Source organism: Enterobacter sp. EGD-HP1 (assembly GCF_000733275.2).
In the GTDB taxonomy this organism is placed as follows: domain Bacteria; phylum Pseudomonadota; class Gammaproteobacteria; order Enterobacterales; family Enterobacteriaceae; genus Enterobacter.
In genome coordinates, this window is sequence record NZ_AVOP01000032.1 from 285,378 (window position 1) to 310,118 (window position 24,741).

Annotated in this window: 24 protein-coding genes; 12 read left to right on the plus strand and 12 right to left on the minus strand. The window is 55.1% G+C overall.

Features of this window, described 5'->3' with window-relative positions:
- The first annotated feature begins 2 nt into the window (after positions 1–2).
- Complete coding sequence (gene rsmF / locus N037_RS16955; protein ID WP_032642357.1) at positions 3–1,445, plus strand: 16S rRNA (cytosine(1407)-C(5))-methyltransferase RsmF; 1,443 nt, start codon at positions 3–5, stop codon at positions 1,443–1,445.
- Between the two features lie 105 nt (positions 1,446–1,550).
- Positions 1,551–1,790: a YebV family protein gene (locus N037_RS16960; protein WP_008500472.1), complete on the plus strand. Its 240-nt coding sequence runs from the start codon at positions 1,551–1,553 to the stop codon at positions 1,788–1,790.
- Between the two features lie 34 nt (positions 1,791–1,824).
- On the opposite strand, the gene pphA is transcribed toward N037_RS16960, so the two are convergent.
- Entirely contained in the window at positions 1,825–2,469 is a 645-nt protein-coding gene (gene pphA / locus N037_RS16965; protein WP_032642359.1) for a protein-serine/threonine phosphatase, read from the minus strand.
- Between the two features lie 166 nt (positions 2,470–2,635).
- On the opposite strand from pphA, the gene N037_RS16970 reads away from it, so the two are divergent.
- Both N037_RS16970 and N037_RS16975 read left to right on the plus strand, forming a co-directional pair.
- Positions 2,636–3,577, plus strand: coding sequence for a VirK/YbjX family protein (locus tag N037_RS16970; RefSeq protein ID WP_032642361.1), 942 nt, complete (start codon positions 2,636–2,638; stop codon positions 3,575–3,577).
- 174 nt (positions 3,578–3,751) lie between these two features.
- Complete coding sequence (locus N037_RS16975) at positions 3,752–4,648, plus strand: beta-1,4-mannosyl-glycoprotein beta-1,4-N-acetylglucosaminyltransferase (protein ID WP_023336091.1); 897 nt, start codon at positions 3,752–3,754, stop codon at positions 4,646–4,648.
- 428 nt (positions 4,649–5,076) lie between these two features.
- Here N037_RS16975 and N037_RS16980 read toward each other — a convergent pair whose 3' ends face one another.
- From N037_RS16980 to yobA, 3 genes are read right to left on the minus strand one after another with little or no spacing between them, the layout of a single operon-like run.
- Complete coding sequence (locus N037_RS16980) at positions 5,077–5,415, minus strand: YebY family protein (RefSeq protein ID WP_032642363.1); 339 nt, start codon at positions 5,413–5,415, stop codon at positions 5,077–5,079.
- Positions 5,416–5,431: 16 nt separating this feature from the next.
- Complete coding sequence (gene copD / locus N037_RS16985) at positions 5,432–6,301, minus strand: copper homeostasis membrane protein CopD (protein WP_023336093.1); 870 nt, start codon at positions 6,299–6,301, stop codon at positions 5,432–5,434.
- Position 6,302: 1 nt separating this feature from the next.
- Positions 6,303–6,674 (minus strand): CopC domain-containing protein YobA, encoded by a 372-nt coding sequence (yobA, locus tag N037_RS16990; protein ID WP_032642365.1) that lies wholly within the window; start codon positions 6,672–6,674, stop codon positions 6,303–6,305.
- A 137-nt stretch (positions 6,675–6,811) separates the two neighbouring features.
- Between yobA and N037_RS16995 the strand changes: the two genes are divergently transcribed.
- The 3 genes from N037_RS16995 to exoX all read left to right on the plus strand — a co-directional run bounded on the left by N037_RS16995 (position 6,812) and on the right by exoX (position 8,490).
- The gene (locus N037_RS16995; RefSeq protein WP_013096102.1) at positions 6,812–7,042 is read left to right on the plus strand and encodes a DNA polymerase III subunit theta; all 231 of its coding nucleotides are present in this window, start codon (positions 6,812–6,814) and stop codon (positions 7,040–7,042) included.
- A gap of 110 nt (positions 7,043–7,152) precedes the next feature.
- Positions 7,153–7,803 (plus strand): carbon-nitrogen hydrolase family protein, encoded by a 651-nt coding sequence (locus N037_RS17000; RefSeq protein ID WP_032642366.1) that lies wholly within the window; start codon positions 7,153–7,155, stop codon positions 7,801–7,803.
- A 24-nt stretch (positions 7,804–7,827) separates the two neighbouring features.
- Positions 7,828–8,490, plus strand: a complete 663-nt coding sequence (gene exoX / locus N037_RS17005) for an exodeoxyribonuclease X (protein ID WP_023336096.1) — start codon at positions 7,828–7,830, stop codon at positions 8,488–8,490.
- Here exoX and ptrB read toward each other — a convergent pair.
- Together ptrB and N037_RS17015 are read right to left on the minus strand one after the other, a co-directional pair.
- The gene (gene ptrB, locus N037_RS17010; protein ID WP_032642368.1) at positions 8,487–10,547 is read right to left on the minus strand and encodes an oligopeptidase B; all 2,061 of its coding nucleotides are present in this window, start codon (positions 10,545–10,547) and stop codon (positions 8,487–8,489) included. The genes exoX and ptrB overlap by 4 nt on opposite strands.
- Before the next feature lie 85 nt (positions 10,548–10,632).
- Positions 10,633–11,280: a tellurite resistance TerB family protein gene (locus N037_RS17015; RefSeq protein ID WP_032642371.1), complete on the minus strand. Its 648-nt coding sequence runs from the start codon at positions 11,278–11,280 to the stop codon at positions 10,633–10,635.
- A gap of 170 nt (positions 11,281–11,450) precedes the next feature.
- Between N037_RS17015 and purT the strand changes: the two genes are divergently transcribed.
- Complete coding sequence (gene purT / locus N037_RS17020) at positions 11,451–12,629, plus strand: formate-dependent phosphoribosylglycinamide formyltransferase (protein WP_032642373.1); 1,179 nt, start codon at positions 11,451–11,453, stop codon at positions 12,627–12,629.
- Between the two features lie 41 nt (positions 12,630–12,670).
- Here the strand turns inward: purT and N037_RS17025 are convergent, their stop codons facing one another.
- The 3 genes from N037_RS17025 to zwf form a co-directional block, all read right to left on the minus strand.
- Positions 12,671–13,312, minus strand: a complete 642-nt coding sequence (locus N037_RS17025; RefSeq protein WP_023336100.1) for a bifunctional 4-hydroxy-2-oxoglutarate aldolase/2-dehydro-3-deoxy-phosphogluconate aldolase — start codon at positions 13,310–13,312, stop codon at positions 12,671–12,673.
- 39 nt (positions 13,313–13,351) lie between these two features.
- Positions 13,352–15,163 (minus strand): phosphogluconate dehydratase, encoded by a 1,812-nt coding sequence (gene edd, locus N037_RS17030; protein ID WP_032642375.1) that lies wholly within the window; start codon positions 15,161–15,163, stop codon positions 13,352–13,354.
- 233 nt (positions 15,164–15,396) lie between these two features.
- Positions 15,397–16,872: a glucose-6-phosphate dehydrogenase gene (gene zwf / locus N037_RS17035; protein ID WP_023312228.1), complete on the minus strand. Its 1,476-nt coding sequence runs from the start codon at positions 16,870–16,872 to the stop codon at positions 15,397–15,399.
- 356 nt (positions 16,873–17,228) lie between these two features.
- On the opposite strand from zwf, the gene N037_RS17040 reads away from it, so the two are divergent.
- Positions 17,229–18,098 carry a MurR/RpiR family transcriptional regulator gene (locus N037_RS17040; RefSeq protein WP_023312229.1) on the plus strand — a complete coding sequence of 290 codons (870 nt, stop codon included), beginning with the start codon at positions 17,229–17,231 and terminating at the stop codon, positions 18,096–18,098.
- A 140-nt stretch (positions 18,099–18,238) separates the two neighbouring features.
- Entirely contained in the window at positions 18,239–19,681 is a 1,443-nt protein-coding gene (pyk, locus tag N037_RS17045) for a pyruvate kinase (protein ID WP_008500455.1), read from the plus strand.
- Between the two features lie 45 nt (positions 19,682–19,726).
- Here the strand turns inward: pyk and lpxM are convergent, their stop codons facing one another.
- The 3 genes from lpxM to znuA form a co-directional block, all read right to left on the minus strand.
- The gene (gene lpxM / locus N037_RS17050; protein WP_023336103.1) at positions 19,727–20,698 is read right to left on the minus strand and encodes a lauroyl-Kdo(2)-lipid IV(A) myristoyltransferase; all 972 of its coding nucleotides are present in this window, start codon (positions 20,696–20,698) and stop codon (positions 19,727–19,729) included.
- A 121-nt stretch (positions 20,699–20,819) separates the two neighbouring features.
- Positions 20,820–22,139, minus strand: coding sequence for a murein DD-endopeptidase MepM (gene mepM / locus N037_RS17055; RefSeq protein WP_023336104.1), 1,320 nt, complete (start codon positions 22,137–22,139; stop codon positions 20,820–20,822).
- Between the two features lie 15 nt (positions 22,140–22,154).
- The gene (znuA, locus tag N037_RS17060; protein ID WP_032642449.1) at positions 22,155–23,099 is read right to left on the minus strand and encodes a zinc ABC transporter substrate-binding protein ZnuA; all 945 of its coding nucleotides are present in this window, start codon (positions 23,097–23,099) and stop codon (positions 22,155–22,157) included.
- Positions 23,100–23,176: 77 nt separating this feature from the next.
- Between znuA and znuC the strand changes: the two genes are divergently transcribed.
- Both znuC and znuB read left to right on the plus strand, forming a co-directional pair.
- Positions 23,177–23,932 carry a zinc ABC transporter ATP-binding protein ZnuC gene (gene znuC, locus N037_RS17065; RefSeq protein ID WP_023312233.1) on the plus strand — a complete coding sequence of 252 codons (756 nt, stop codon included), beginning with the start codon at positions 23,177–23,179 and terminating at the stop codon, positions 23,930–23,932.
- The gene (gene znuB / locus N037_RS17070) at positions 23,929–24,714 is read left to right on the plus strand and encodes a zinc ABC transporter permease subunit ZnuB (protein ID WP_023336107.1); all 786 of its coding nucleotides are present in this window, start codon (positions 23,929–23,931) and stop codon (positions 24,712–24,714) included. Before znuC ends, znuB begins: the two co-directional genes overlap by 4 nt.
- Positions 24,715–24,741 lie beyond the last annotated feature (27 nt).

The window sequence follows — 24,741 nt, forward strand, 5'->3', positions numbered from 1 at the left end:
CCGTGGCTCAAAACTCCGTATTTCTTCCTGAACAATTCCTGGCGCAGATGCGCGAGGCGCTTCCTTCTCACCTGTCTTTAGACGATTTTATTGCCGCCTGCCAGCGCCCGCTGCGCCGGAGTATTCGCGTCAATACGCTGAAAATCAGCGTCGAAGATTTTCTGACGCTGGTCGCGCCGTACGGCTGGCAGCTTACGCCAGTCCCGTGGTGTGCTGAGGGGTTCTGGATCGAACGCGATGATGAAGACGCCGTGCCGCTGGGCAGTACCGCTGAACATCTGAGCGGCCTGTTCTATATTCAGGAAGCGAGCTCAATGCTCCCGGTTGCCGCCCTGTTTGCCGATGGCAATACGCCTGAGCGCGTGATGGATGTTGCCGCGGCGCCCGGCTCGAAAACCACGCAAATTGCCGCCCGGATGGGTAACCAGGGAGCAATCCTTGCCAACGAGTTTTCCGCCAGCCGCGTGAAGGTGTTACATGCCAACATCAGCCGCTGCGGCATTCATAACGTCGCACTGACGCACTTCGACGGACGCGTGTTTGGCGCCGCCCTACCGGAAGCCTTTGATGCCATTCTGCTGGATGCCCCCTGCTCCGGTGAAGGGGTGGTGCGTAAAGATCCCGATGCGTTAAAAAACTGGTCCGTGGAAAGCAACCTTGAGATCGCCGCCACGCAGCGAGAGCTGATCGAGAGCGCATTTCACGCTTTGCGCCCCGGCGGCACGCTGGTCTATTCAACGTGCACCCTAAACCGCGATGAAAACGAAGACGTCTGTCTGTGGCTGAAAGCGAACTACCCGGACGCAGTCGAATTCCTGCCGCTTAACGATCTATTTGCCTCGGCGCAAGACGCGGTAACCCCCGAGGGTTTCCTCCACGTATTCCCGCAAATTTACGACTGCGAAGGGTTCTTTGTGGCCCGTCTGCGAAAAACGCAGGCGGTTGCTCCCCTGCCCGCACCTAAATTCAAGGTCGGCAACTTCCCATTTGCTCCCCTTAAAGGTCGCGATGCAGCACAGCTTGAAGCCGCGGCCAAAAAGGTTGGGCTGGTCTGGGATGAGAGCCTGCGTCTCTGGATGCGTGATAAAGAGATATGGCTCTTCCCGGCTGAGATCGAGCCGCTCATCGGAAAGGTCCGTTTTTCGCGAATCGGGATCCGCCTGGCGGAAGCCCATAATAAAGGCTATCGCTGGCAGCATGAGGCCGTTATCGCCCTTGCCGGACGGGAGAATACCTTTGCTCTGACGCATCAGGAAGCCGAAGAGTGGTACCGTGGTCGCGATGTCTATCCGGACAGCACGCCATCAGGTGATGAAATGATAGTGACGTATCAGGGATACCCGCTGGGACTGGCAAAAAAGGTCGGCTCAAGGCTGAAAAACAGCTATCCGCGCGAGCTGGTTCGGGACGGCCGACTCTTTACCGGTAACGATCGCACGGACTGAAAAAAGCGCATTTTTTTACTGGCGATTTTGCTCTCCTTGTCTACGATCAAAAATGGGTGATCGCACTGGTCATACCAGATTTTGACAACCGACCCGGAGAGCACTATGACGAAAACCAGCGTGCGTATTGGCGCTTTTGAGATCGACGACGCAGAGCTGCGCGGCGAAGCGCAAGGCGATCGAACGTTAAGTATTCCCTGCAAATCCGACCCGGATTTGTGCATGCAGCTTGATGCATGGGACGCAGACACCAGCGTCCCGGCAATACTTGATGGCGAACATTCTGTCCTTTACCGTGAGCATTACGATAGTAAAACCGATGCCTGGGTCATGCGTCTTGCCTGACCTAAAGAGAACCCGCCCGAAGGCGGGTTATTTATTACTGCAGCTGCGCCAGCGTAAAGTAACCGTCAAAAACCGCCCCCGTATCTATGTAGTGCAGATTATCAAAATCATACCTTCTGTCGACGGGCGTATGTCCAAACCAGAAATGATCCGCGCCGCTGATGCCCTGCCCTTTGCCTACCATGAATCCCATCAACCGATCGCGGTCCCATAAAACGCGATGAGCGCTAACCGGTTTTTGCCAAAGGTATTCGGCTGCTGGATAATCGGCATGGGCTATTACATTCAGACCGTTAGCACAGGGAATTTCAATAATGTGCGGTAAATGGCGACAGTCGTTAAGCAACTCCCGCGCAAGCTGCTGCTGGTCGCGTTCAAGATGCGCAAACCACATTCCGCCATTTATCGTCCAGAGAGAAAAATCGTTATTATCCAGACTGTCGAGAGCCATTTGCTCATGGTTACCCCGCACGGCACGAAACCATTTTTCATGAATGAGCTGCAGGCATTTCACGCTGTCAGGACCACGATCGATCATATCCCCAACGGATATAAGCAAATCCTCATACGGGTTAAAGTGACGGCGTTTAAGCTCATCCATAAGCCTCTGGTAACACCCATGTATATCGCTGACAACCCAGACGTGACGCCACATTCCACCTTCAATTCGCTGATACATAGGACCTCCTTTTAACAGTATAGCCGCCGTGGAAAAGCCAACTGACAGGCGCGGACATCACGAAGTCAAACAAACGGTAAACCAAACAGAAATAAAGATCCTCGCGCTATTAATCCCTTTTTCATGGCTCCTTACAATAAGGGTAGAAAAAAAGAGGGGTCTTCACGTGTCTAATACGCACCTGCATAACGATGTTTTTTATCCGCATCGCACAAATATTATTTCCGAGCTGGTGAACGGCAAACGCGTGCCGGGGCCAATCTGGCGCAAGCGCGAATATCGCCTGAAGTTCCTTTTCCGATCGCTTCTGTTCTGGTCCTCTACCCATCGCATGCTGGAAGCCCTTTCCGGGCGCGACGATTTCGACAGGCTCCTTGCCTCACAGATCACGTTACCCAGCAAGACCCACCGGCAGTATCTGATGCGTGGCCTGACGGCTAACGATCGCGCCGACGCAATCGTTAGCCATTATTACTGGATTGATAGCCTGAAAGAGAGCGGTCTCGCTCAGGCTCTGACCAGCCCGCAGGAGCAAACCGTTGCGCAGTTCCATGCTAAAGACGGTGTAACCTATACGGTCAATGCTTCCTCTGCGGGGAAAGCCGAACGCGAAGGCGAAAGCACCTTGTGGCTACACGACAACGAGGATACGCTGCTGGCCAGCCTGACCTTCAGCGTCGCACGCAGCAATGGCCAGCAGGTCATGGTCATCGGCGGGCTTCAGGGACCCCGTCGCTGCGTATCGCGAGACGTCATTAAACAAGCCACCCGCGCCTGCCACGGCCTGTTCCCTAAACGGGTGTTGATGGAAGTCCTCTTCCAGCTTGCCGCGCAATCATCTGTCCGTGCTATTTTTGCCGTCAGCGATGAGGGACATGTTTTCCGCGCGTTGCGATATCGCCTGAGCAAAGGCCGCCATTTCCATGCCAGCTACGATGAGTTTTGGGGATCGCTGGACGGCAAAAAGCTCTCGGCCTACTGCTGGCAGCTGCCGCTTCAGATGGAGCGTAAATCCCTGGAAGAGATTGCCAGTAAAAAACGAGCCGAATACCGCCGTCGCTTTGCGCTGCTCGATGAAATAGAGGCGTCCGTTAAGTCCCACTTTTAAGCCTTGCTGGCGTTTTCGCTCACTGCATAGTGGATCCATTCTGTTTAAAAGAGGAATGATAAAGCAGTACACTATTGCACAGGGCGAGGGCGCTCAGTTAGCATTGTGCAAAATGAAACTGACGAATGCGTTGGGAAAAGCGCAATGTAGGCGCAAAAATGAGGGACTTCGGTAATGATTTATGACTGCTTCTTATATTACGATGAAGATATGCTTCTCGAAATCAGGCTTAACACGCTAGCGGACGTAGTCGATCGCTTCGTTATCGTTGAGTCAACGCATACCTTTACCGGTAAAAAGAGACAGCTGCACTTTGACGTAAATAAATATAGTCAATTTAAAGATAAAATTATCTACGTTGTTCATGACAAAGAACCGATTACGAAAGCTGCGGAAGGATCACATCCTGCTCGGGAGGTGATTCCGGGACTGCCAGAGGGAATGGTGGTAGATGCGTGGGCAAATGAAGCCGCGCAGAGGAATGCCATCATGCAGGGTTTAACGCAGGCCAACGATGATGATTTAATTTTAATTTCCGATGTGGACGAGATATTTTCACCTCAGGTGGTCGCATCAATAAATCCCAAAAAACTCTGCACCACTATTTATCAGAATTTCTACAATTATCAGTTTAACCTGCAGGTTTTTAATACTGACAACACGCCAAGAAAATGTAAATTACCGAGAGCGACCCAATATAAAAATCTCGTTAATTTCTTTGGCGGTGAACCTGAATCATTCAGGAATCTTAAACGCACCCGAAGCGTCAAAAACTGGTCGTGGCTAAAATGGAACTGGTTCAAGGTTAACAACAGCATCATCGAAAACGGTGGCTGGCATTTCTCATGGGTGATGACACCTGAGCGCATCTCCGAAAAAATGTCTACCATTTCCCATACTGAATACGATCTTCCTGAGTTTAACAACCCGGAACACATCATGAAGGTAATTAAAAATGCGGAAGATATCTGGGGACGCGACAGGACGTTAATCAAGCAAGAGCTGACGGTTGAAAACTTCCCGGAGTACATTGTCCGCCACAAAGATAAATTCAGCGCGTTCATTATTTAACTTACGGGTTGCCCTCTTGCTCATAGAAGGCGTACCCTCGGCCACAAAATTTTAACAAAGATCCCAAAAAACCCTGGACGCACGCGGTCCTGAGTATGTTATGGTTTAGACAGGATATGGAAAGTTCGAGAAAGTTTCGGGTGATTTCGAGTCATCACCGAACAATGCTTTGAAAAACATACAGATAAAAAGAGACCGAATACGATTCCTGTATTCGGTCCAGGGAAATGGCTCTTGGGAGAGAGCCGTGCGCTAAAAGTTGGCATTAATGCAGGCTAAGTCGCCTTGCCTTTTAAGAATAGATGACGACGCCAGGTTTTCCAGTCCACAGCAAAAGTGGCCTGAAAAAAAGCGTCTGAGCATCATTAAAACTGAAAAACCGCAGTGCTTTCGCAAGCATCTGCGGTTTTTTATTGGAAACCTGAACGTTAGCAGAGCTTGTCGGCACGCTCGATAAACGGTGCCAGGCTCATTTTCTGCCCCGGATGGGCAGGGTCATCGATCTGAATCACGCTAATCGGCTGGCCGCTGCTCTTGCCGCTGGCCACCTGCTGCTCGGCGGTATCATTTAACGGGTATTGCACCAGCGTGCTCGGGTTGATCGCGTAAAGCGCATGACCCGGTCGGCAGGTCAGCATCACCTCTTCGCGATTGAACGCCCATTTGTCCTTACCCACTTCAAAACGGCTGACGGTGATAACCTGCGGCGCGGCAAGCGCACTCCCCGTGCAGGCCAGTAACAGGAGAGAAAGTACTGTCTTTTTCATATGATATTTAACCTTGTCAGAAGGGTTCCCAGGTGGCGAACAGACTGACCGTTGCCAGTACCAGCGCTCCCAGCACCACTTCTGCCTGTGTCATCCTGATAAAAATCTGTTGTGCTCGCCCAGTCTCCGGACGAAACCGTGGCACCAGAAAATACCGATTTGCCAGCGCAATTACCACCATCAACGCCACCAGCGCACATTTGAACAACAAAAACCGCACGTAGCCAGCCTGCCAGGGAATATGGACGCCCAGTATCATGAGCGTATTTATCACGCCGGTGAGCAGGACTCCCGCGACGGCGTAATGCCCCACGCGCGAGAAGCGCATCATGGTAAAGATAGCGGCATTCTGCCACCGCCCTTTCGCCAGACGCATGCAGAACAGCAGAGGCAATAATCCACCAAGCCAGGTTGCGGCACAGATCAGGTGAAAAGCATAATTAAGACGCTGCAACGCCCCCATCGGATCGTCGTTCATCGCCGCGTGCCCTACCCCAGCCAGCAGGATAAGCTGGCCCATTGCGAGCAGCAGCAGCCGCGAACCTTTCAGCGGCGCAAGCCATGCCGCACCGACCATCATCGCCGCGAGGATCATTTGCCACAGCCAGACGCCACCAAACCGGGTCCCCATCACGCTGAACCAGATCTGCGGAGCAAACACATCTCCCCAGCCGTCACCCATTAATCCGCCCTGCAGCATATACATCAGAAGTGCTGCCGCCAGGCCCACTAAGGCCGCCACTTTCTGCTGCGACTGGAATCGCCGGGACATCAGACGGTGGAGAGAAGAAGGCGCAAACCAGACGCTGTAAAGCGCATTGCCAAAAACCAGCATCAGCGCCCCAAAATGGATAAAGCGTACCCCGATATAACACAGCGCCAGCATGCTATTTCACGCTAAAATGATAGCTGCCTTTGGTTTTATGGCCGTCTACGGAGACCACATGCCAGTCCACCTGGTAAGTTCCGGACGCCAGCGTTTGTTCCAGCGGAACGGTGAGCTGAGCCTTATTCTTTTCGTCTCGCGTAGCGGTTCCCGTTTTGATGACCTGCTTTTGCGCATCCGTTACCACCACGCCGCTAAAACCAGGTTCGATACCTTCCGAAAAATTCAGCGTTAGCGCCTGCGGTGCGGTCACCACGCTGTCTGCTGGCGGGGTCTGCTGTTTAAGATGTGCATGTGCCATCACGGAGGGCGTCATCATTGTCGAGGCCACAAAAACCAGTGCGCATACCGCGCGGGAGGCGGAGAAACCCATCACAATCATTCCTTTTTGTTATGTCTGTATGCTAAAGAATAACGCTGTATAATAAACGAGTCGAGGATCATCCTGCCTCCGCTTGTCATCATCGTGCATTCGCGGTAACGTTGCCGCCGCATAAAAAGGAGATGGTAATGAAGATCAATCTGGCCGCCCTTCCGCAGGACGAAATGGATAAAGTGAATGTCGATCTCGCTGCCGCTGGCGTCGCGTTTAAAGAGCGTTACAACATGCCCATCGTGGCTGAAGTTGTTGAACGGGAACAACCCGCCCATCTGCGCGACTGGTTTCGCGAAAGATTAATTGCCCACCGTCTCGCCTCGGTTAACCTTTCCCGTTTACCGTACGAGCCAAAAGTTAAATAAGCTTAACGAGTCGTTACACTTCCTTACGCGGAATCTGGCAGGATAAGAAAACCCTGATTAATTTAGGTGTATTCTTAAATCTCTGCGACTCAGTGTATAAGGAAGTCACGATGTCACATTGGAATATAGCGGCAGCCCAGTATGGCGGGCTGCATCAGACTGTAGATGACCATGTTACGCACCACCTGCGCTTCATCGCCGAAGCAGCACGGCAACGGTGTGATTTACTGGTCTTCCCTGAACTCTCATTAACGGGCTCAGCCGCACCGACGCTACCTCCCCCACCCGATGACGCGCAGCTGGAACCGCTGCTTAACGCGGCACATTTTTACCGGATTACCGTTATTGCCGGGATCCCCCTGGAGCGGAATGGACAGCGCCAAAAGGGCCTCGCGCTGTTTACGCCCGCTCGCCACCGCATCTTACGCTACCCGCAAGGCCACGGAGCCAGCCTGATGCCGGGGGATAAACACCTTACCATCATTGATGCGCATGCCGATTCCCCCAATCTCGATCCCCGAGCAACGCTTGTTACCAGCTGCCAGTCAGTAAGGGATAACCGCTGGCGGCAGTCCATCAGTACCCTGCAGCGCTTCGCGCATAAATATGCGATTGCGGTGCTGATGGCAAACGCCTGCGGCGGTAGCGCGCTGTGGGATGAAAAAGGCCAGCTGATCGTACGCGCGGATACGGGCGAGCTTCTGGTGACCGGTACGCTCGGCCGTGAGGGTTGGCAAGGCGATATCATTCCTTTAGGCTAGGCGTTTTAAGCTCAGGAGTTTTCAATGCTGCGCGTCATCGATACCGAAACTTGCGATCTTCAGGGCGGAATTGTAGAAGTGGCCTCTGTCGATGTCGTTGACGGAAAGATCGTCAACCCAATGAGCCATCTGGTGCGTCCCGATCGCCCCATCAGCCCTCAGGCGATGGCTATCCATCGCATTACCGAATCGATGGTGGCAGATAAGCCGTGGATCGAAGAGATCATTCCGCATTACTACGGTAGCCCATGGTACGTCGCGCATAACGCCAGTTTTGACCGCCGGGTGTTGCCTGAGATGCCGGGCGAGTGGATTTGTACCATGAAGCTGGCGCGTCGGCTGTGGCCGGGGATTAAATACAGTAATATGGCGCTGTATAAATCCCGTAAGCTCAACGTCCGTACCCCCGAGGGGCTTCACCATCACCGCGCCCTGTATGACTGCTATATCACCGCCGCGTTACTGATTGATATTATGAATATCTCTGGCTGGACGCCGGATGATATGGCGACAATCACCGGCCGTCCCGCGCTGCTGACCACATTTACCTTTGGAAAATATCGCGGTAAACCGGTGTCCGAGGTGGCGGATAAAGACCCGGGCTATTTGCGCTGGCTATACAACAACCTCGACAGAATGAGCCCGGAATTGCGCTTAACCCTAAAACATTATCTGGGCGACGCTTAACGCTCCGCACGGCCTGGCAGCGTGTCCTGCGCCAGGCCTATCAGGAAGGCATATTCCAGGGCAACACCTTCGTACGATTTAAATCGACCCGATTTCCCCCCGTGTCCGGAATCCATATCGGTACACAGCAGCAGCAGATTGTCGTCGGTTTTCAGCTCCCGCAGCTTTGCCACCCATTTTGCCGGCTCCCAGTACTGCACCTGAGAGTCATGCAAACCGGTGGTGACCAGCATGTGCGGGTAGGCTTTCGCCTCCACGTTATCGTACGGGCTGTACGCTTTCATATAGCGGTAGTATGTCTCGTCCTGCGGATTCCCCCACTCCTCAAACTCTCCGGTGGTAAGCGGAATGGATTCGTCGAGCATGGTCGTGACCACATCGACAAACGGAACCTGCGCGACAATCCCCTTAAAGCGGTCGGGACGCTGGTTAATCACCGCCCCCATCAGCATTCCGCCCGCGCTGCCGCCCATCCCAAAGCAAAGCTGCGGATCCCCGTAGCCCTGCTCAATCAGCGCATCGCAGACGTCGAGGTAGTCATTAAAGGTGTTTTTCTTTTTCAGGAATTTACCGTCCTCATACCAGTGCTGTCCTAGTTCACCACCGCCGCGAATATGGGCGATGGCGAAAACAAAACCGCGATCGAGCAGGCTTAATCGGCTGCTGCTGAAATCGGCGTCCATGCTTGAGCCATACGAGCCGTAGCCGTACACCAGGATCGGATTTTTGCCTTTCTGGAAATGCGCCCGATGGTAAACGAGAGAGACCGGCACCTCGACGCCATCACGCGCGGTAACCCACAGGTGCTCGCTGCGGTAGTTTTCGGACTCAAACCCTTTTACCTCGGTCTGTTTAATCACCTGACGCTGCCCGGTATCCATATCCAGCTCAAACAGGGTGTCCGGTGTGGTCATAGATGAATAGCCGTAGCGCAACCGCGACGATTCGGGTTCAGGGTTGAAACCAATCCACGTCACATAGGCCGGGTCGTCGAACGCAATCCCCACCACTTCCCGGGTTTTACGGTTGATTTGCCGGATACTGGTCAGCCCGCGCTGACGCTCTTCCACCACCAGCCAGTCGGTAAACAGGGTGAATCCTTCGAGCATCACCTGATCCCGCGCGGGGATAAGCACCTCCCATTTGCGCTCATCGCGCACTTTGGTTTTATAGAGACCAAAGTTTTTGCCCTCGCGATTGGAGCGCAAATAAAAACTGTGCTGGAAGTGATCCAGGCTGTACTCGTGATCCTTGCGGCGCGGCAGGAAACAGAGCGGCTGGGCGTCCGGCAGTTCGGCATCCAGCAGCAGAACTTCCGACGTCGTCGCGCTGGCAAGGAAGATAATCACATAGTGGCGTGAGGAGGTTTTATGCAGGCTGACATAAAACGTTTCGTCTTTCTCTTCATAAACCAGCTCGTCGTCAGCGGAGTCCGTTCCCACTGTGTGTCGCCACACCTGGTAAGGCAGCAGCGTCGACGCGTGCTTTTTGACGTAGTAAACCGTCTCGGAATCATTCGCCCAGACAAAATCCGGGGAGACGTTTTCCAGCATTTCCGGATACCAGTTGCCGGTGTCCAGATTGCGAAACCGCAGGCCGTACTGGCGACGGGAGAGATAATCCTCCGCCAGCGCCATTACCGCGTTATCCGGCGAAATGGACATGCCGCCCAGGGTATAAAACTCGCTGTGGGCGGCGCGCTGGTTGGCATCCAGCAGAATATCCCACTCATCCCATTCGGCGCTTAACACCGACTGACGCTGGTAGATGGGATACTCATTGCCGGGCTCGTAGATATGGCGATAGCGATAGCCGTTTTTGGTCCAGGGCGCGGAGATATCGCGTTGAGGAATACGCTGCACCATTTCATTCAGCAGCTGGTCCTGAAGCGTCTGCTGGCTGGACATGACCTTGCGGCCATAGTCATTTTCCTCGTGCAGGTAGTCGAGCACCTCTGGCCGGGAGCGCGAATCGTCCCGTAGCCAGTAATAGTTGTCTATACGCGTATCGCCATGCGTGGTGATCGCATAAGGTATACGTCGGGCTTTCGGTGGCATGTCATCATTCTTTTAAGTTTTACACCCTATAAGGTTGGCAAAACCCACGCATGATGCAAGCGAAACAGCGTCGCGACGGCGACGGTTATCCCTGTAACGCCTGTTTTTGCTCCCGGATATCCCGCTCAATGCCGGCGCGCACGTCCTGAGGGATCTTTAACGCATCGCCCAGGGCGTTAAGGTAGCTACGCTCCATAAAATGATCGATATCGATGGCGGCACAGCTGAGGAAATAGAGCTCCAGCGCCTCTTCTTCATTTTTCACACTTTGCGCAAGACGCTGCGGCTCGAGCGGCTGTTCTATCGCCTGCGCCACCAGCGCTCTTCCCCTCTCTTCGACACCGGCTTCGCGCAGCTGCTGCTCGATCGCCGTTCGTTCTTTATCGTCAATATGCCCGTCACTTTTCGCGGCAAAAACCAGCGCAAGAATGAGCCGTTCGGTACGCAGATCCAGCGGCGAGGTGTGCTCGCCATAATGCGGTTCATCGCTGTGCGCGGTCCGCACTCTGTCCTTGTATTTATTCCACAGCACGGTGCCCGCGATGGCGCCGCCGCCGGCCAGCAGCGCGCCTGTACCATACTTTGCCAGCAGCTTGCGTGAGGATTTATTCGCCACCAGCAGGCCTGCCAGCCCGCCGAGCGCCCCGGGTACCAGCAGTTTGCTGAGGTCCCGTTCGCCAGACGATGTTTTCTGTCCTAACAGGGATTGCAGTTGATTTAACCAGCCAGACATGGTTTCCCTCACTTAACGGTGAACATGTACCACAGCGTAAGCGAGCGGGCGTCAGGAAACGTCTGGTCGGGCTAAAGAAGCGCAAATTTCTGCCCCCTCGTTTAGCCCTGCACAAGACAGACGCAAACGTTTTCGTTTATACTGCGCGCAACTTTTTTAGGGGGATTGTTATGATTCGTTTAGGAACTGCGCTGCGACCTGCGGCGACGCGAGTGATGCTGCTGGGATCGGGCGAGCTGGGGAAAGAGGTCGCCATTGAGTGCCAGCGTTTAGGTGTGGAAGTCATTGCCGTAGACCGTTACGCTGACGCACCCGCCATGCACGTCGCCCATCGTTCTTATGTGATTAACATGCTGGATGGCGATGCCCTTCGCGAACTGATCACGCGCGAGAAACCCGATTTTGTCGTACCGGAAATTGAAGCCATTGCCACCGATACGCTTATCGCTCTGGAACAGGAAGGCCAGCGCGTGGTGCCCTGCGCGAAAGCCGCAAAGCTCACCATGAACCGCGAAGGCATTCGTCGCCTGGCGGCGGAAGAGCTGGGATTGCCCACCTCGAGCTACCGTTTTGCTGGCGATAAGGCCGCGTTCCTGCAGGCCGTTGAGGAGATTGGCTACCCGTGCATCGTTAAGCCGGTGATGAGCTCCTCCGGAAAAGGACAGAGCTTTATTCGCGACAGCAGCACCCTGGATAACGCGTGGGATTATGCCCAGCAGGGTGGCCGCGCCGGCGCCGGTCGCGTCATCGTCGAAGGCGTCGTGAAGTTTGATTTCGAAATCACCCTGCTGACCGTCAGCGCCGTTGACGGCGTCCATTTCTGCGACCCGATTGGCCACCGTCAGGAAGATGGCGATTACCGCGAATCCTGGCAGCCGCAGCAGATGAGCGCCCTGGCGCTGGAGCGTGCTCAGGAGATCGCCCGTGAAACCGTCCTGGCGCTGGGCGGCTATGGCCTGTTCGGCGTGGAGCTGTTTGTGTGCGGTGATGAGGTGATTTTCAGCGAAGTCTCCCCTCGCCCGCATGACACCGGCATGGTGACGCTGATTTCGCAGGATCTCTCCGAGTTCGCCCTGCACGTGCGCGCGTTCCTCGGCCTGCCCGTCGGCGGTGTTCGTCAGTATGGCCCGGCCGCCTCGGCGGTGATCCTGCCGCAGTTAACCAGCCAGAACGTTACGTTTGATAACGTCGACGGGGCGGTGGGTGCAGGATTGCAGGTACGTTTGTTCGGCAAGCCGGAGATCGACGGAACCCGCCGTCTTGGCGTGGCATTAGCCACCGGGGATAATGTTGACGATGCCGTGGCAAGAGCGAAAGCAGCCGCTACGAGCGTTAAGGTTACAGGATAAAAAAACGGGCCGTAAGGCCCGTTTTTCATGCGGCGAATAGCTTACTGCTTCGCGCCTTCAACCGCTTCACGAGCCAGTTTGGTGATGCGATCCCAGTCGCCCGCTTCCAGCGCATCCGCCGGAACCAGCCATGAACCACCGATGCACAACACGCTTTTCAGCGCCAGGTAGTCACGGTAGTTGGCAGGCGAGATACCGCCCGTCGGGCAGAAACGTACCTGAGAGAATGGACCCGCAATCGCCTGCAGCGCTTTGGTGCCGCCGTTCGCTTCAGCCGGGAAGAATTTAAACTCTTTCAGACCGTAGTCCATGCCCAGCATCAGTTCAGAAACGGTGCTGATGCCCGGGATCAGCGGAATGGTACCTTCAGTGGCGGCTTTCAGCAGCGACTCGGTCAGGCCAGGGCTGATGGCGAACTGCGCGCCCGCGTCGGTCACTTCCGCCAGCTGTTTTGCGTTCGTCACGGTACCCGCACCGATGATGGCGTCCGGCACTTCTTTGGCGATAGCGCGAATAGCGTCCATCGCGCAGGCGGTACGCAGGGTGACTTCCAGAACGCGAACGCCGCCCGCAACCAGCGCTTTCGCCATCGGTACAGCGTGCTCCAGCTTGTTTACCACGATAACCGGCACGACAGGGCCAGTGGTCAGGATTGCTTCTGCACTTGTTTTCCAGTTTTTCATCAGAGTTTTCTCTCGCCAGATCGTTAAAATCAAGTCGTCTTAAAACGTAATACAGGTTGCGCCCTGCTCCGCACCGGAGAGTTTCTCACGCAGCGCGCTGAACATTTCGCGTCCGGTCCCCACGCGCGATGCGCTCAGGTCTGGAATATGGGGCTGACGTGCCGCCAGCTCGGCGTCATCGACCAGCAGGGTTAACTCGCCTGTCTGACCATTCACGCGGATCATGTCACCGTCGCGCACTTTCGCCAGTAAACCGCCGTCGTAGGCTTCCGGCGTTACGTGGATGGCTGAAGGCACTTTACCGGATGCCCCGGAGAGGCGTCCATCGGTGACTAACGCAATTTTGAAACGGCGGTCCAATAATACACCAAGTGGTGGCATAAGTTTATGTAATTCTGGCATCCCGTTAGCTTTAGGCCCCTGGTGACGCACCACCACCACGCAGTCTTTGTCGAGCAGACCGGCGTCAAAGGCGGGTAACACGTCGTGCTGGCTTTCAAACACCACCGCTGGCGCTTCGATAATCTGGTTCTCTTCCGGTACGGCAGAGGTTTTCATTACCGCGCGACCGAGGTTGCCGCTCAGGACTTTGGTGCCGCCGTGAGGTGAGAACGGTTTGTCGATGGTGGCAATCACCTGCGCATCAAGAGAGGCGCTCGCCCCTTCGCGCCAGTCCAGCTCGCCGTTGTTCAGCCACGGCTCCTGGGTGTAGCGCTGAAGGCCAAAGCCCGCCACGGTGTTGACATCTTCATGCAGCAGTCCGCCTTTCAGCAGCTCGCGCATCAGCAGCGGTACGCCGCCTGCGGCCTGGAAGTGGTTAATATCCGCCGGACCGTTCGGGTACAGGCGTGCCATCAGCGGCACCACTAAAGAGATCTCGGAGAAGTCATCCCAGTTGATCAGAATGCCCGCCGCACGCGCCATGGCCACCAGGTGCATGGTGTGGTTGGTTGACCCCCCCGTTGCCAGCAGCGCGACGATTCCGTTGACGATGACCTTTTCGTCGACCATTTTGCCCATCGGCATCCATTCGTTGCCGTTGCCGGTCAAACGCGTAACCTGACGGGCTGCGGCCTCGGTCAGCGCCTTGCGCAGCGGCGCATCCGGCTGGATGAAAGACGAACCCGGAAGCTGCATACCCATAAATTCCACCACCATCTGGTTGGTGTTAGCCGTACCGTAAAACGTACAGGTCCCCGGCGCATGGTAGGACGCGGCTTCCGCCTCCAGCAGCGCCTGACGGTCTGCTTTCCCTTCCGCGTACAGCTGGCGGATACGCACTTTTTCTTTGTTCGGCAGACCGCTCGCCATTGGACCTGACGGCACGAAGATCGCAGGCAGATGGCCAAACGACAGCGCCGCCATTACCAGGCCCGGGACAATCTTGTCGCACACGCCGAGATACAGCGCGCCATCAAACATGTTGTGTGACAGGCCAACCGCTGCGGACATGGCAATCACTTCGCGGCTCAGCAGGGACAGCTCCATGCCGTCCTGCCCCTGCGTCACGCCGTCGCACATGGCAGGTACGCCTCCCGCCACCTGGCCCACGGCATTCACGCTGTGCAGCGCTTTACGGATGATATCGGGATAAACCTCATAAGGCTGGTGCGCGGAAAGCATATCGTTGTAGGAGGTAATGATGGCGATATTGTTACGCAACATGCTTTTCAGCGACGCTTTATCATCGGGCTGGCAGGCGGCGAAGCCGTGCGCCAGGTTCCCGCAGGCCAGCTGCGAGCGATGTACGGTGTTGCTCTTTGCCTGTTCAATCCGGGCGAGGTAGGCCGAGCGGGTCTCTTTCGAGCGCTCAATAATGCGCTGTGTTACGCGTAACAATGTCGGATTCATAAAAGCTCCTCTAATTTATCTGTCCGGGCTCGGGAGTTTACAAAGTCGCTGGCAGTTGTTAACAACGCTGAAACGCTTGCTGTCCGGAGCTCAGGGGCAAAATCACTTCCGGCAGTGTAATAAAAAAAGCTCCGCGGGTGAATCCACACGGAGCTTAAAAGTTGAAAATTGTGCCACTAGCTGTGTTAGATCATGTTACCGGTAAAATAACACTTTCGGGCTAGAGGATTATCTTACTCAAACTCGTTCCAGGAGCGGCCATCGCGGGTGATCATCGCCACCGACGCAACCGGTCCCCAGGTCCCTGCCTGATACGGTTTTGGCGCATCCTGATCGGCAGCCCAGGCCTCGGTGATGGAGTCGACCCATTTCCACGCTTCTTCCACCTCATCGCGGCGCACGAACAGCGCCTGGATACCGCGCATGGTTTCCAGCAGCAGACGCTCGTAAGCATCGGCCAGGTGCGTCTGGTTGAAGGTTTCGGAGTAGCTCAGATCCAGCTTGGTGGTCTGCAGGTTGTGTTTATGATCCAGGCCCGGCACTTTGTTCAGGATCTGGATATCCACGCCCTCGTCCGGCTGCAGACGAATGGTGAGTTTGTTCTGCGGCAGTTCCTGCCAGGACTCTTTGAACAGGTTCAGTTCCGGGTTTTTGAAGTAAACAACCACTTCGGAACATTTGGCCGGCAGACGTTTACCGGTGCGCAGGTAGAACGGAACACCCGCCCAGCGCCAGTCGTCGATATCCACGCGGATGGCCACGAACGTCTCGGTGTTGCTGGACTTGTTCGCGCCCTCTTCTTCCAGGTAGCCAGGCACTTTTTTGCCTTGCGCAAACCCGGCGGTGTACTGGCCGCGAACGGTCTTCTCACGCACGTTGGAGCGGTCAATGCGGCGCAGTGACTTCAGCACTTTCACTTTTGCATCGCGGATGCTGTCAGCCGTCAGGTCAGACGGTGGAGACATGGCAATCATGCACAGAATCTGCAGCAGGTGGTTCTGGATCATGTCGCGCATCTGGCCGGCCTGGTCAAAGTAACCCCAGCGCCCTTCAATCCCCACCTCTTCCGCCACGGTGATTTCCACGTGGTCGATAGTGCGGTTGTCCCAGTTATTCACGAACAGGGAGTTAGCAAAACGCAGCGCCAGCAGGTTCAGTACCGTCTCTTTACCGAGATAGTGGTCGATACGGTAGACCTGGCACTCTTCAAAGAACTCACCCACCTGGTCGTTGATTTCACGCGAGGTTGCCAGCGACGTCCCCAGCGGCTTCTCCATCACGACGCGCGCCGGTTTGGCGTTCAGTTTGGCTTCGCCCAGACCTTTACAGATGGCGCCGAAGGTGCTTGGCGGCATGGCGAAATAGTTAATGGTGACACGGTTTTTCTGATCCAGCATCGCGCCTAAGCGGGTAAACGCGCTGACGTCATTAACGTCCAGGTTGCAGAAATCGAGACGTCCACTCAGGGTATCCCACAAACTTTCATCAATTTTTTCTTTCATGAAAGTTTCGAGCGCCTCGCGGACGACTTTGGTATAAGCGTCCTTGTCCCAGTCGGCGCGCCCTACACCCAGGATACGGGTATCCGGATGAATTTGGCCCGCTTTCTCCAGTTGATACAGGGAAGGCAGCAATTTTCGGCGTGCAAGATCGCCTTTCGCGCCGAAAATGACCAGGTCACATGCCTGGGCTGTTTGCGTTACCGCCATGTCATTCTCCTCAGTTGGATCACCTGGTACTTCTGCCAGGTATCGTTGTAATTTTATTACAATGCACTGTACTGCTTTTACGTCATTCCCGAAACCATTAGCGCTTATCGTCGCGTGCGATACCGCGATTTTTCCCCCTCTGGAGGATTACGGTGGCCTAATGACGCAACAACCGTTGTTTCTTTGCGCAACAGGGTCACGGCAAAACCCGACATCGATCAAGTAATGAAAAAAAACAACAACATTATCTTGTCGATTATTACCCTATATGGAAGCCACAAGGGTAATATCGGCTAAATCGAATCACGATTTCATCAATTTATGAAATCGTTTACACCCATGAGCGTCCTGTTAACATGAACATGCTGGAAAAAATCCAGTTTCAACTGGAACACCTTAGCAAATCCGAGCGAAAAGTGGCCGAGGTCATTCTCGCCTCCCCCGCTCAGGCGATTCATTCAAGCATCGCCGCTCTGGCGCAGGAAGCGGGTGTTAGCGAACCGACGGTCAATCGCTTTTGTCGCAGCCTGGAAACGCGCGGCTTTCCTGATTTTAAACTGCATCTGGCACAAAGTCTGGCTAACGGCACCCCTTATGTTAATCGTAATGTGGATGAAGACGACAGCGTTGATGCCTATACCGCGAAAATTTTTGAATCGGCTATGGCTTCGCTCGACCACGTCCGCCAGTCTCTGGACATGAGTTCCGTGAATCGCGCGGTGGATTTACTCACCCAGGCCAAGCGGATTGCGTTCTTTGGTCTCGGGTCGTCGGCGGCCGTGGCGCATGACGCCATGAACAAATTTTTCCGCTTTAACGTCCCGGTTATTTATTCCGATGACATTGTGCTGCAACGCATGAGCTGTATGAATTGCAGTGAAGATGACGTCGTGGTACTGATTTCGCACACCGGCCGCACCAAGAGTCAGGTCGAGCTGGCACAGCTGGCCCGTGAAAACGATGCCATGGTGATTGCCCTCACCACGGCAGGTACGCCGCTGGCGCGTGAGGCGACGCTGGCGATCACCCTCGACGTGCCGGAAGACACCGACATTTATATGCCGATGGTTTCCCGACTGGCGCAGCTTACCGTGATTGACGTGCTGGCGACCGGTTTTACCTTGCGTCGGGGCGCAAAATTCCGGGATAACTTGAAGCGGGTCAAGGAAGCGCTGAAGGAATCGCGTTTTGATAAAGAATTGCTTATAAAGAGCGATGTTCCCTGATAGTTGATAACGAAGACGTAACCAATAATTACGATGTAACGATTTACGGCATTCGGTCCACTCTCCGCTGCCTTGCAGCAGATGAAGACCGATTCAATGTTCACGCAACACCAAAGTTGTTTCAGTCAACGGAGTATTACATGTCCAGAAGGCTTCGCAGAACCAAGATCGTAACCACCTTAGGCCCGGCCACCGATCGCGATAATAATCTTGAGAAAATTATCGCCGCTGGTGCCAACGTGGTGCGCATGAACTTCTCTCACGGTACGCCAGAAGACCATAAATTACGTGCCGATAAAGTGCGTGAAATCGCAGCAAAACTGGGCCGCCACGTGGCTATTCTCGGCGATTTGCAGGGTCCAAAAATCCGCGTATCGACCTTTAAAGAGGGTAAAGTTTTCCTCAACATCGGCGACAAATTCCTGCTGGATGCCAACCTGGGCAAAGGCGAAGGCGATAAAGAGAAAGTCGGTATCGACTATAAAGGCCTGCCGGCTGACGTGGTACCTGGCGATATCCTCCTGCTCGACGACGGTCGCGTACAGCTGAAGGTGCTGGAAGTTCAGGGCATGAAAGTGTTCACCGAAGTCACCGTCGGCGGCCCACTCTCCAACAATAAAGGCATTAACAAACTGGGTGGCGGTCTCTCTGCAGAAGCGCTTACCGACAAAGACAAAGCGGACATTGTGACTGCCGCGCTGATCGGCGTTGACTACCTGGCCGTCTCCTTCCCACGCTGCGGCGAAGATCTGAACTATGCGCGTCGCCTGGCGCGTGATGCAGGCTGTGATGCTAAAATCGTCGCTAAAGTTGAACGCGCGGAAGCCGTTTGCGATCAGGATGCCATGGACGATGTGATCCTCGCGTCAGACGTGGTGATGGTTGCGCGTGGCGACCTGGGCGTGGAAATCGGCGACCCTGAGCTGGTAGGTATCCAGAAAGCGCTGATTCGTCGCGCACGTCAGCTGAACCGCGCGGTGATCACCGCCACTCAGATGATGGAATCCATGATCACCAACCCAATGCCAACCCGTGCGGAAGTCATGGACGTGGCTAACGCCGTGCTGGACGGTACCGATGCGGTGATGCTCTCTGCGGAAACCGCTGCAGGCCAGTATCCGGCAGAAACGGTGGCCGCCATGGCGCGCGTCTGCCTGGGCGCTGAAAAGATCCCAAGCATCAACGTCTCTAAACACCGTCTGGACGTGCAGTTTGACAACGTGGAAGAAGCGATTGCGATGTCTGCGATGTACGCGGCAAACCATCTTAAGGGCGTTACCGCGATCATCACCATGACCGAATCTGGCCGCACCGCGCTGATGACCTCTCGTATCAGCTCTGGTCTGCCGATCTTCGCCATGTCCCGTCACGAGCGTACCCTGAACCTGACGGCGCTGTACCGCGGCGTGACGCCGGTTCACTTCGACAGCACCAATGACGGCGTAGCTGCGGCACACGATGCCGTTAACCTGCTGCGCGACAAAGGCTATCTGGTGTCCGGTGATATCGTCATTGTGACCCAGGGTGACGTGATGAGCACCATCGGCTCAACCAACACCACGCGCGTTATGACCGTCGAGTAATAACGCCTGTGTTAAAAAGCCCTCTCCATCTGGAGAGGGCTTTTTTTATTTCCGCGGATAAAGCTCTTTGCGTTTATAGGGCTCTGTTTCACCCGGTTTGCGCGTTTTTAGCAGCTTCAGAATCCACGTGTACTGTTCGGCATGCGGGCCCACCAGTATCTCCACCTCTTCGTTCATTCGACGCGCGATGGTGTGGTCGTCCGCGGTGAGCAGATCGTCCATCGGCGGACGGACCTCAATACTCAGACGATGCGTTTTGCCGTCATAGACCGGGAACAACGGGATCACGCGGGCACGACAGACTTTCATCAGGCGACCAATCGCGGGGAGCGTCGCTTTATAGGTCGCAAAGAAATCAACAAACTCGCTGTGCTCCGGGCCGTGGTCCTGATCCGGCAGATAGTAGCCCCAGTACCCCTGACGTACCGACTGAATGAAGGGCTTAATGCCATCGTTACGCGCATGCAAACGTCCGCCAAAACGACGACGCACCGTGTTCCAGACAAAATCGTAGATTTTATTTCCCTGGTTATGGAACATCGCCGCCATTTTCTGCCCCTGAGACGCCATCAGCATCGCCGGAATATCAACGCCCCAGCCGTGGGGGACGAGGAAAATGACCTTCTCGTCATTGCGGCGCATCTCCTCGATGATGTCCAGCCCTTTCCAGTCAACGCGATCGACGATTTTATCCGGCCCTTTCAGCGCCAGCTCCGCCATCATCGCCATTGCCTGCGGCGCGGTGGTATACATATCATCAATGATTGCCTCGCGCTCGGCGTCGCTTTTCTCAGGAAAACAGTAGTAGAGGTTGATCTGCGCGCGACGGCGGGCGCTCTTGCCTAAACGCCCGGCCAGGCGGCCAATCTTACCCAGAACAGGGTCGCGGACGGAAGCTGGCAGCATCGCCATCCCCGCAAAGGCGTAAACACCAAGCCAGGCGCCCCAGTTGCGCGGATGGCGGAAGGATTTTTCAAACTCAGGAATGTATTCAATATTGTTTTTTTGGGTTTCCATGCTGGATCCAGGGTCTGATGACGCAAAATTTTATGCAGATAGTGTAGCGAGGCAGTCGTCCACGCACAAAAGAAAAAGCCGGCTTCAGTGTGCGCCGGCTTTTTTAACAAAAACAGAGAGCTTAGTTTAGGCTCAGCTGCGGCACCACCTCTTTAACCTGCGCCAGATAATCAGTACGATCTTTACCTGTCAGGCCTTCGGTGCGCGGCAGTTTCGCCGTTAGCGGGTTCACTGCTTGCTGGTTGATCCACACTTCATAGTGCAGGTGCGGGCCGGTAGATCGTCCGGTATTGCCGGAGATCGCGATACGGTCACCACGCTTCACCTTCTGGCCCGGTTTGACCAGCAGCTTACGCAGGTGCATGTAGCGGGTCGTATAAGTACGACCATGACGTACCGCGACATAATATCCGGCGGCACCGCTACGCTTGGCTACCACCACTTCGCCATCCCCTACCGCCAGTACCGGCGTGCCCTGCGGCATGGCGAAGTCAACGCCACGGTGCGGCGCGACGCGCCCGGTTACCGGGTTCAGACGACGCGGGTTAAAGTTGGAGGAGACGCGGAACTGTTTTGCCGTCGGGAAGCGCAGGAAACCTTTCGCAAGGCCCGTACCGCTGCGGTCATAGAACTTACCGTCTTCGGCACGAATCGCGTAGTAATCTTTGCCCTCGGAGCGCAGACGTACGCCCAGCAGCTGGCTTTGCTCGCGCTTGCCGTCCAGCATTTCGCGGGACATCAGGACGGAGAACTCATCGCCCTTCTTCAGCTTGCGAAAATCCATCTGCCACTGCATGGCTTTGATCACCGAGCTGATTTCAGCGCTGGTCAAGCCTGCATCGCGCGCGCTGGAGACAAAGCTCGCGCCCACGGTGCCTTTCAGAACGCTGTTAACCCAGTCGCCCTTCTGCATTTCGCTGGTCATTTTGAAACCGTTTGCAGTGCGATCGTAGGTACGGGTTTCGCGGCGGGACATTTCCCAGGTCAGACGCTGGAGATCGCCATCCGCCGTTAATGTCCAGGAGAGCTGTTGTCCGATTTTCAGGTTACGAAGATCTTTATCCGCAGCCGCCAGCTGGGTGATATTGCCCATGTCGATGCCGTACTGGTTCAGCACGCTGCTCAGCGTGTCCCCGGTAGACACAACATATTCGTGAATACCTGCTTCGTTCTCGGTTTTATCGTCCAGTTCATCCTGCGGGATGGCTTCATCTTCCTGAGCCGCCTGGTCGATAGGCTCACTGGCTTCAGGCAGCAAAGAACGGATTTCGCTCTTTTCGAGCTCAATGGTTTTGATGATAGGGGCAGAACTCGGGTGGTAAACATAGGGCCGCCAGACGGCGACCGCTAAGGTGAGTACTGTAAGCGACCCCAGCATAACGCGGTGGGGTCGAGGCAGATTGTTAAATGCCAGGGCGACAGAGCGGGCTATCTGTTGCACGTATTCACTTCCTCGTTAATCTCCTTTCAGGCAGCTCGCATACTGATTCGCCAGTTGGCTGAGGAACTGTGAATAGCTCACTTTGCTCAACTGGATATTCGTACCTAGCGGGTCAAGGGTTCCCATGCGCACGGACGTTCCCCTGGCCACGGCTTCTACGACCGCTGGCCTGAACTGTGGCTCAGCAAAAACGCATGTCGCTTTTTGCTCAACCAACTGTGTTCTGATTTCATGTAAACGCTGCGCACCAGGCTGAATTTCAGGGTTGACGGTGAAGTGACCCAGCGGGGTCAAACCGTAATGTTTTTCGTAATAGCCGTAGGCGTCATGAAAAACGAAATACCCTTTACCTTTCAACGGTGCGAGCTCATTACCTACCTGCTTATCGGTTGCGGCTAATTGTGCCTCAAAATCCTTCAGGTTGGCGTCTAGTTTGGCTCGACTTTGCGGCATAAGTTCCACTAATTTGTCATGGATTGCAACCGCTGAAAGCCGCGCTATCTCTGGGGATAACCAAAGATGCATGTTGTACTCGCCGTGATGGTGATCTCCATCACCTTTTTCACCGTCTGCGGCATGATGATCGTGTTCGTCGTCATCGTCATCCGCCCCTTTCATGAGCAACGGTTTCACGCCGGAGAGTTCGGCAATCGCGACCTGTTTTTCGCCAGCAACCTGTTTTGCTGACTTCTGCATGAACGCTTCCATTTCCGGGCCAATCCAGACGACTAAGTCCGCGTTTTGTAAGCGTTTTACATCTGAAGGGCGCAGGGAATAGTCATGCTCGGATGCACCATCAGGGAGCAGAACCTGAGTTTCCGTTACCCCGTCGGCAATGGCCGACGCGATGAATCCGAGTGGTTTAAGCGAAGCGACAACCGCAGCGTTAACATCTTGTGCGGTTGTCCCCCAAAGGGCAGCGGATAATGCTGCGAAAAGAAGCGTATTTTTATGTAACATAATGCGACTAATCATCGTAGTGAATGCGTGGAATGTGATATTATAACATTCGTTGACTTCTTCAAGCTTAAAATGACATGACGACATTGGTTTCTCTTGAAAATATTTCGGTCTCATTCGGCCAGCGCCGCGTCCTCTCTGACGTGTCGCTCGATCTGAAGCCCGGCAAAATTCTGACGCTGCTCGGCCCCAATGGCGCAGGCAAATCCACCCTGGTGCGCGTGGTGCTGGGTCTGGTCGCACCCGATGAAGGCGTGATCAAGCGCGAGGAAAAATTGCGTATTGGCTATGTGCCGCAAAAACTTCACCTCGACGCCACGCTGCCGCTGACGGTCAGCCGTTTTCTGCGTCTGCGTCCCGGCACGCGGAAGGCCGATATTCTCCCGGCACTGAAACGCGTGCAGGCGGGCCATCTTGTCGATGCGCCGCTGCAAAAACTGTCCGGCGGTGAAACGCAGCGAGTGTTACTTGCCCGCGCGCTGCTGAGCAGCCCACAGCTGCTGGTTCTGGATGAGCCAACTCAGGGTGTGGACGTGAATGGTCAGGTTGCGCTTTATGATTTGATCGACCAGCTCCGTCGGGAGCTTGATTGCGCCGTGCTGATGGTGTCTCACGATCTCCATCTGGTGATGGCAAAAACCGACGAAGTGCTGTGCCTCAACCATCACATCTGCTGCTCCGGTACGCCTGAAGTAGTGTCAATGCACCCGGAATTTATCTCCATGTTCGGCCCTCGCGGCGCTGAACAGCTGGGCATTTACCGCCATCATCATAATCATCGCCATGATTTACAGGGACGAATCGTACTGCGTCGGGGAAATGGACACTCATGATTGAACTGTTACTGCCCGGCTGGCTGGCCGGGATTATGCTTGCCTGCGCCGCGGGCCCGCTCGGCTCGTTTGTCGTCTGGCGCAGAATGTCCTATTTTGGTGATACCCTGGCGCATGCGTCTTTGCTGGGCGTTGCCTTTGGTCTGCTGCTGGATGTAAACCCCTTCTACGCGGTGATTGTGGTCACGCTGCTGCTGGCCGCCGGTCTGGTCTGGCTGGAAAAGCGCCCTCACCTCGCGATTGATACGCTGCTTGGCATTATGGCGCACAGTGCCCTTTCTCTGGGCCTGGTGGTGGTCAGCCTGATGTCGAACATCCGCGTGGATCTGATGGCCTACCTCTTCGGTGACCTGCTGGCCGTGACGCCGGAGGATCTCATCGCTATCGCCATTGGGGTGGTGGTGGTGCTCGCCATTCTGCTCTGGCAGTGGCGTAATTTACTGGCCATGACCGTCAGTCCCGATCTGGCGTTTGTCGACGGCGTGAAGCTGCAGCGCGTAAAACTGCTGCTGATGCTGGTGACGGCGTTAACCATCGGCGTGGCGATGAAGTTCGTCGGTGCGCTGATTATCACGTCACTGCTGATTATCCCTGCGGCAACCGCGCGTCGTTTCGCCCGTACGCCTGAGCAGATGGCCGGTGTGGCGGTTATCGTCGGGATGGTTGCGGTAACGGGGGGGTTAACCTTCTCGGCGTTCTACGATACGCCTGCGGGGCCGTCCGTGGTGCTGAGCGCAGCGGTGATGTTTATCTTCAGTATGATGAAGAAGACCGCACAGTAGCGGGTATGTCCCCGGTGGCGCTTCGCT

Bases quoted from the DNA above. Each gene is read 5' to 3' on its own strand.
- N037_RS16960 (WP_008500472.1), top strand. From the start codon at position 1,551: ATGACGAAAACCAGCGTGCGTATTGGCGCTTTTGAGATCGACGACGCA.
- pphA (WP_032642359.1), bottom strand. From the start codon at position 2,469: ATGTATCAGCGAATTGAAGGTGGAATGTGGCGTCACGTCTGGGTTGTC.
- N037_RS16975 (WP_023336091.1), top strand. From the start codon at position 3,752: ATGATTTATGACTGCTTCTTATATTACGATGAAGATATGCTTCTCGAA.
- N037_RS16980 (WP_032642363.1), bottom strand. From the start codon at position 5,415: ATGAAAAAGACAGTACTTTCTCTCCTGTTACTGGCCTGCACGGGGAGT.
- copD (WP_023336093.1), bottom strand. From the start codon at position 6,301: ATGCTGGCGCTGTGTTATATCGGGGTACGCTTTATCCATTTTGGGGCG.
- yobA (WP_032642365.1), bottom strand. From the start codon at position 6,674: ATGGGTTTCTCCGCCTCCCGCGCGGTATGCGCACTGGTTTTTGTGGCC.
- N037_RS16995 (WP_013096102.1), top strand. From the start codon at position 6,812: ATGAAGATCAATCTGGCCGCCCTTCCGCAGGACGAAATGGATAAAGTG.
- N037_RS17000 (WP_032642366.1), top strand. From the start codon at position 7,153: ATGTCACATTGGAATATAGCGGCAGCCCAGTATGGCGGGCTGCATCAG.
- exoX (WP_023336096.1), top strand. From the start codon at position 7,828: ATGCTGCGCGTCATCGATACCGAAACTTGCGATCTTCAGGGCGGAATT.
- ptrB (WP_032642368.1), bottom strand. From the start codon at position 10,547: ATGCCACCGAAAGCCCGACGTATACCTTATGCGATCACCACGCATGGC.
- N037_RS17015 (WP_032642371.1), bottom strand. From the start codon at position 11,280: ATGTCTGGCTGGTTAAATCAACTGCAATCCCTGTTAGGACAGAAAACA.
- purT (WP_032642373.1), top strand. From the start codon at position 11,451: ATGATTCGTTTAGGAACTGCGCTGCGACCTGCGGCGACGCGAGTGATG.
- N037_RS17025 (WP_023336100.1), bottom strand. From the start codon at position 13,312: ATGAAAAACTGGAAAACAAGTGCAGAAGCAATCCTGACCACTGGCCCT.
- edd (WP_032642375.1), bottom strand. From the start codon at position 15,163: ATGAATCCGACATTGTTACGCGTAACACAGCGCATTATTGAGCGCTCG.
- zwf (WP_023312228.1), bottom strand. From the start codon at position 16,872: ATGGCGGTAACGCAAACAGCCCAGGCATGTGACCTGGTCATTTTCGGC.
- N037_RS17040 (WP_023312229.1), top strand. From the start codon at position 17,229: ATGAACATGCTGGAAAAAATCCAGTTTCAACTGGAACACCTTAGCAAA.
- pyk (WP_008500455.1), top strand. From the start codon at position 18,239: ATGTCCAGAAGGCTTCGCAGAACCAAGATCGTAACCACCTTAGGCCCG.
- lpxM (WP_023336103.1), bottom strand. From the start codon at position 20,698: ATGGAAACCCAAAAAAACAATATTGAATACATTCCTGAGTTTGAAAAA.
- znuA (WP_032642449.1), bottom strand. From the start codon at position 23,099: ATGTTACATAAAAATACGCTTCTTTTCGCAGCATTATCCGCTGCCCTT.
- znuC (WP_023312233.1), top strand. From the start codon at position 23,177: ATGACGACATTGGTTTCTCTTGAAAATATTTCGGTCTCATTCGGCCAG.
- znuB (WP_023336107.1), top strand. From the start codon at position 23,929: ATGATTGAACTGTTACTGCCCGGCTGGCTGGCCGGGATTATGCTTGCC.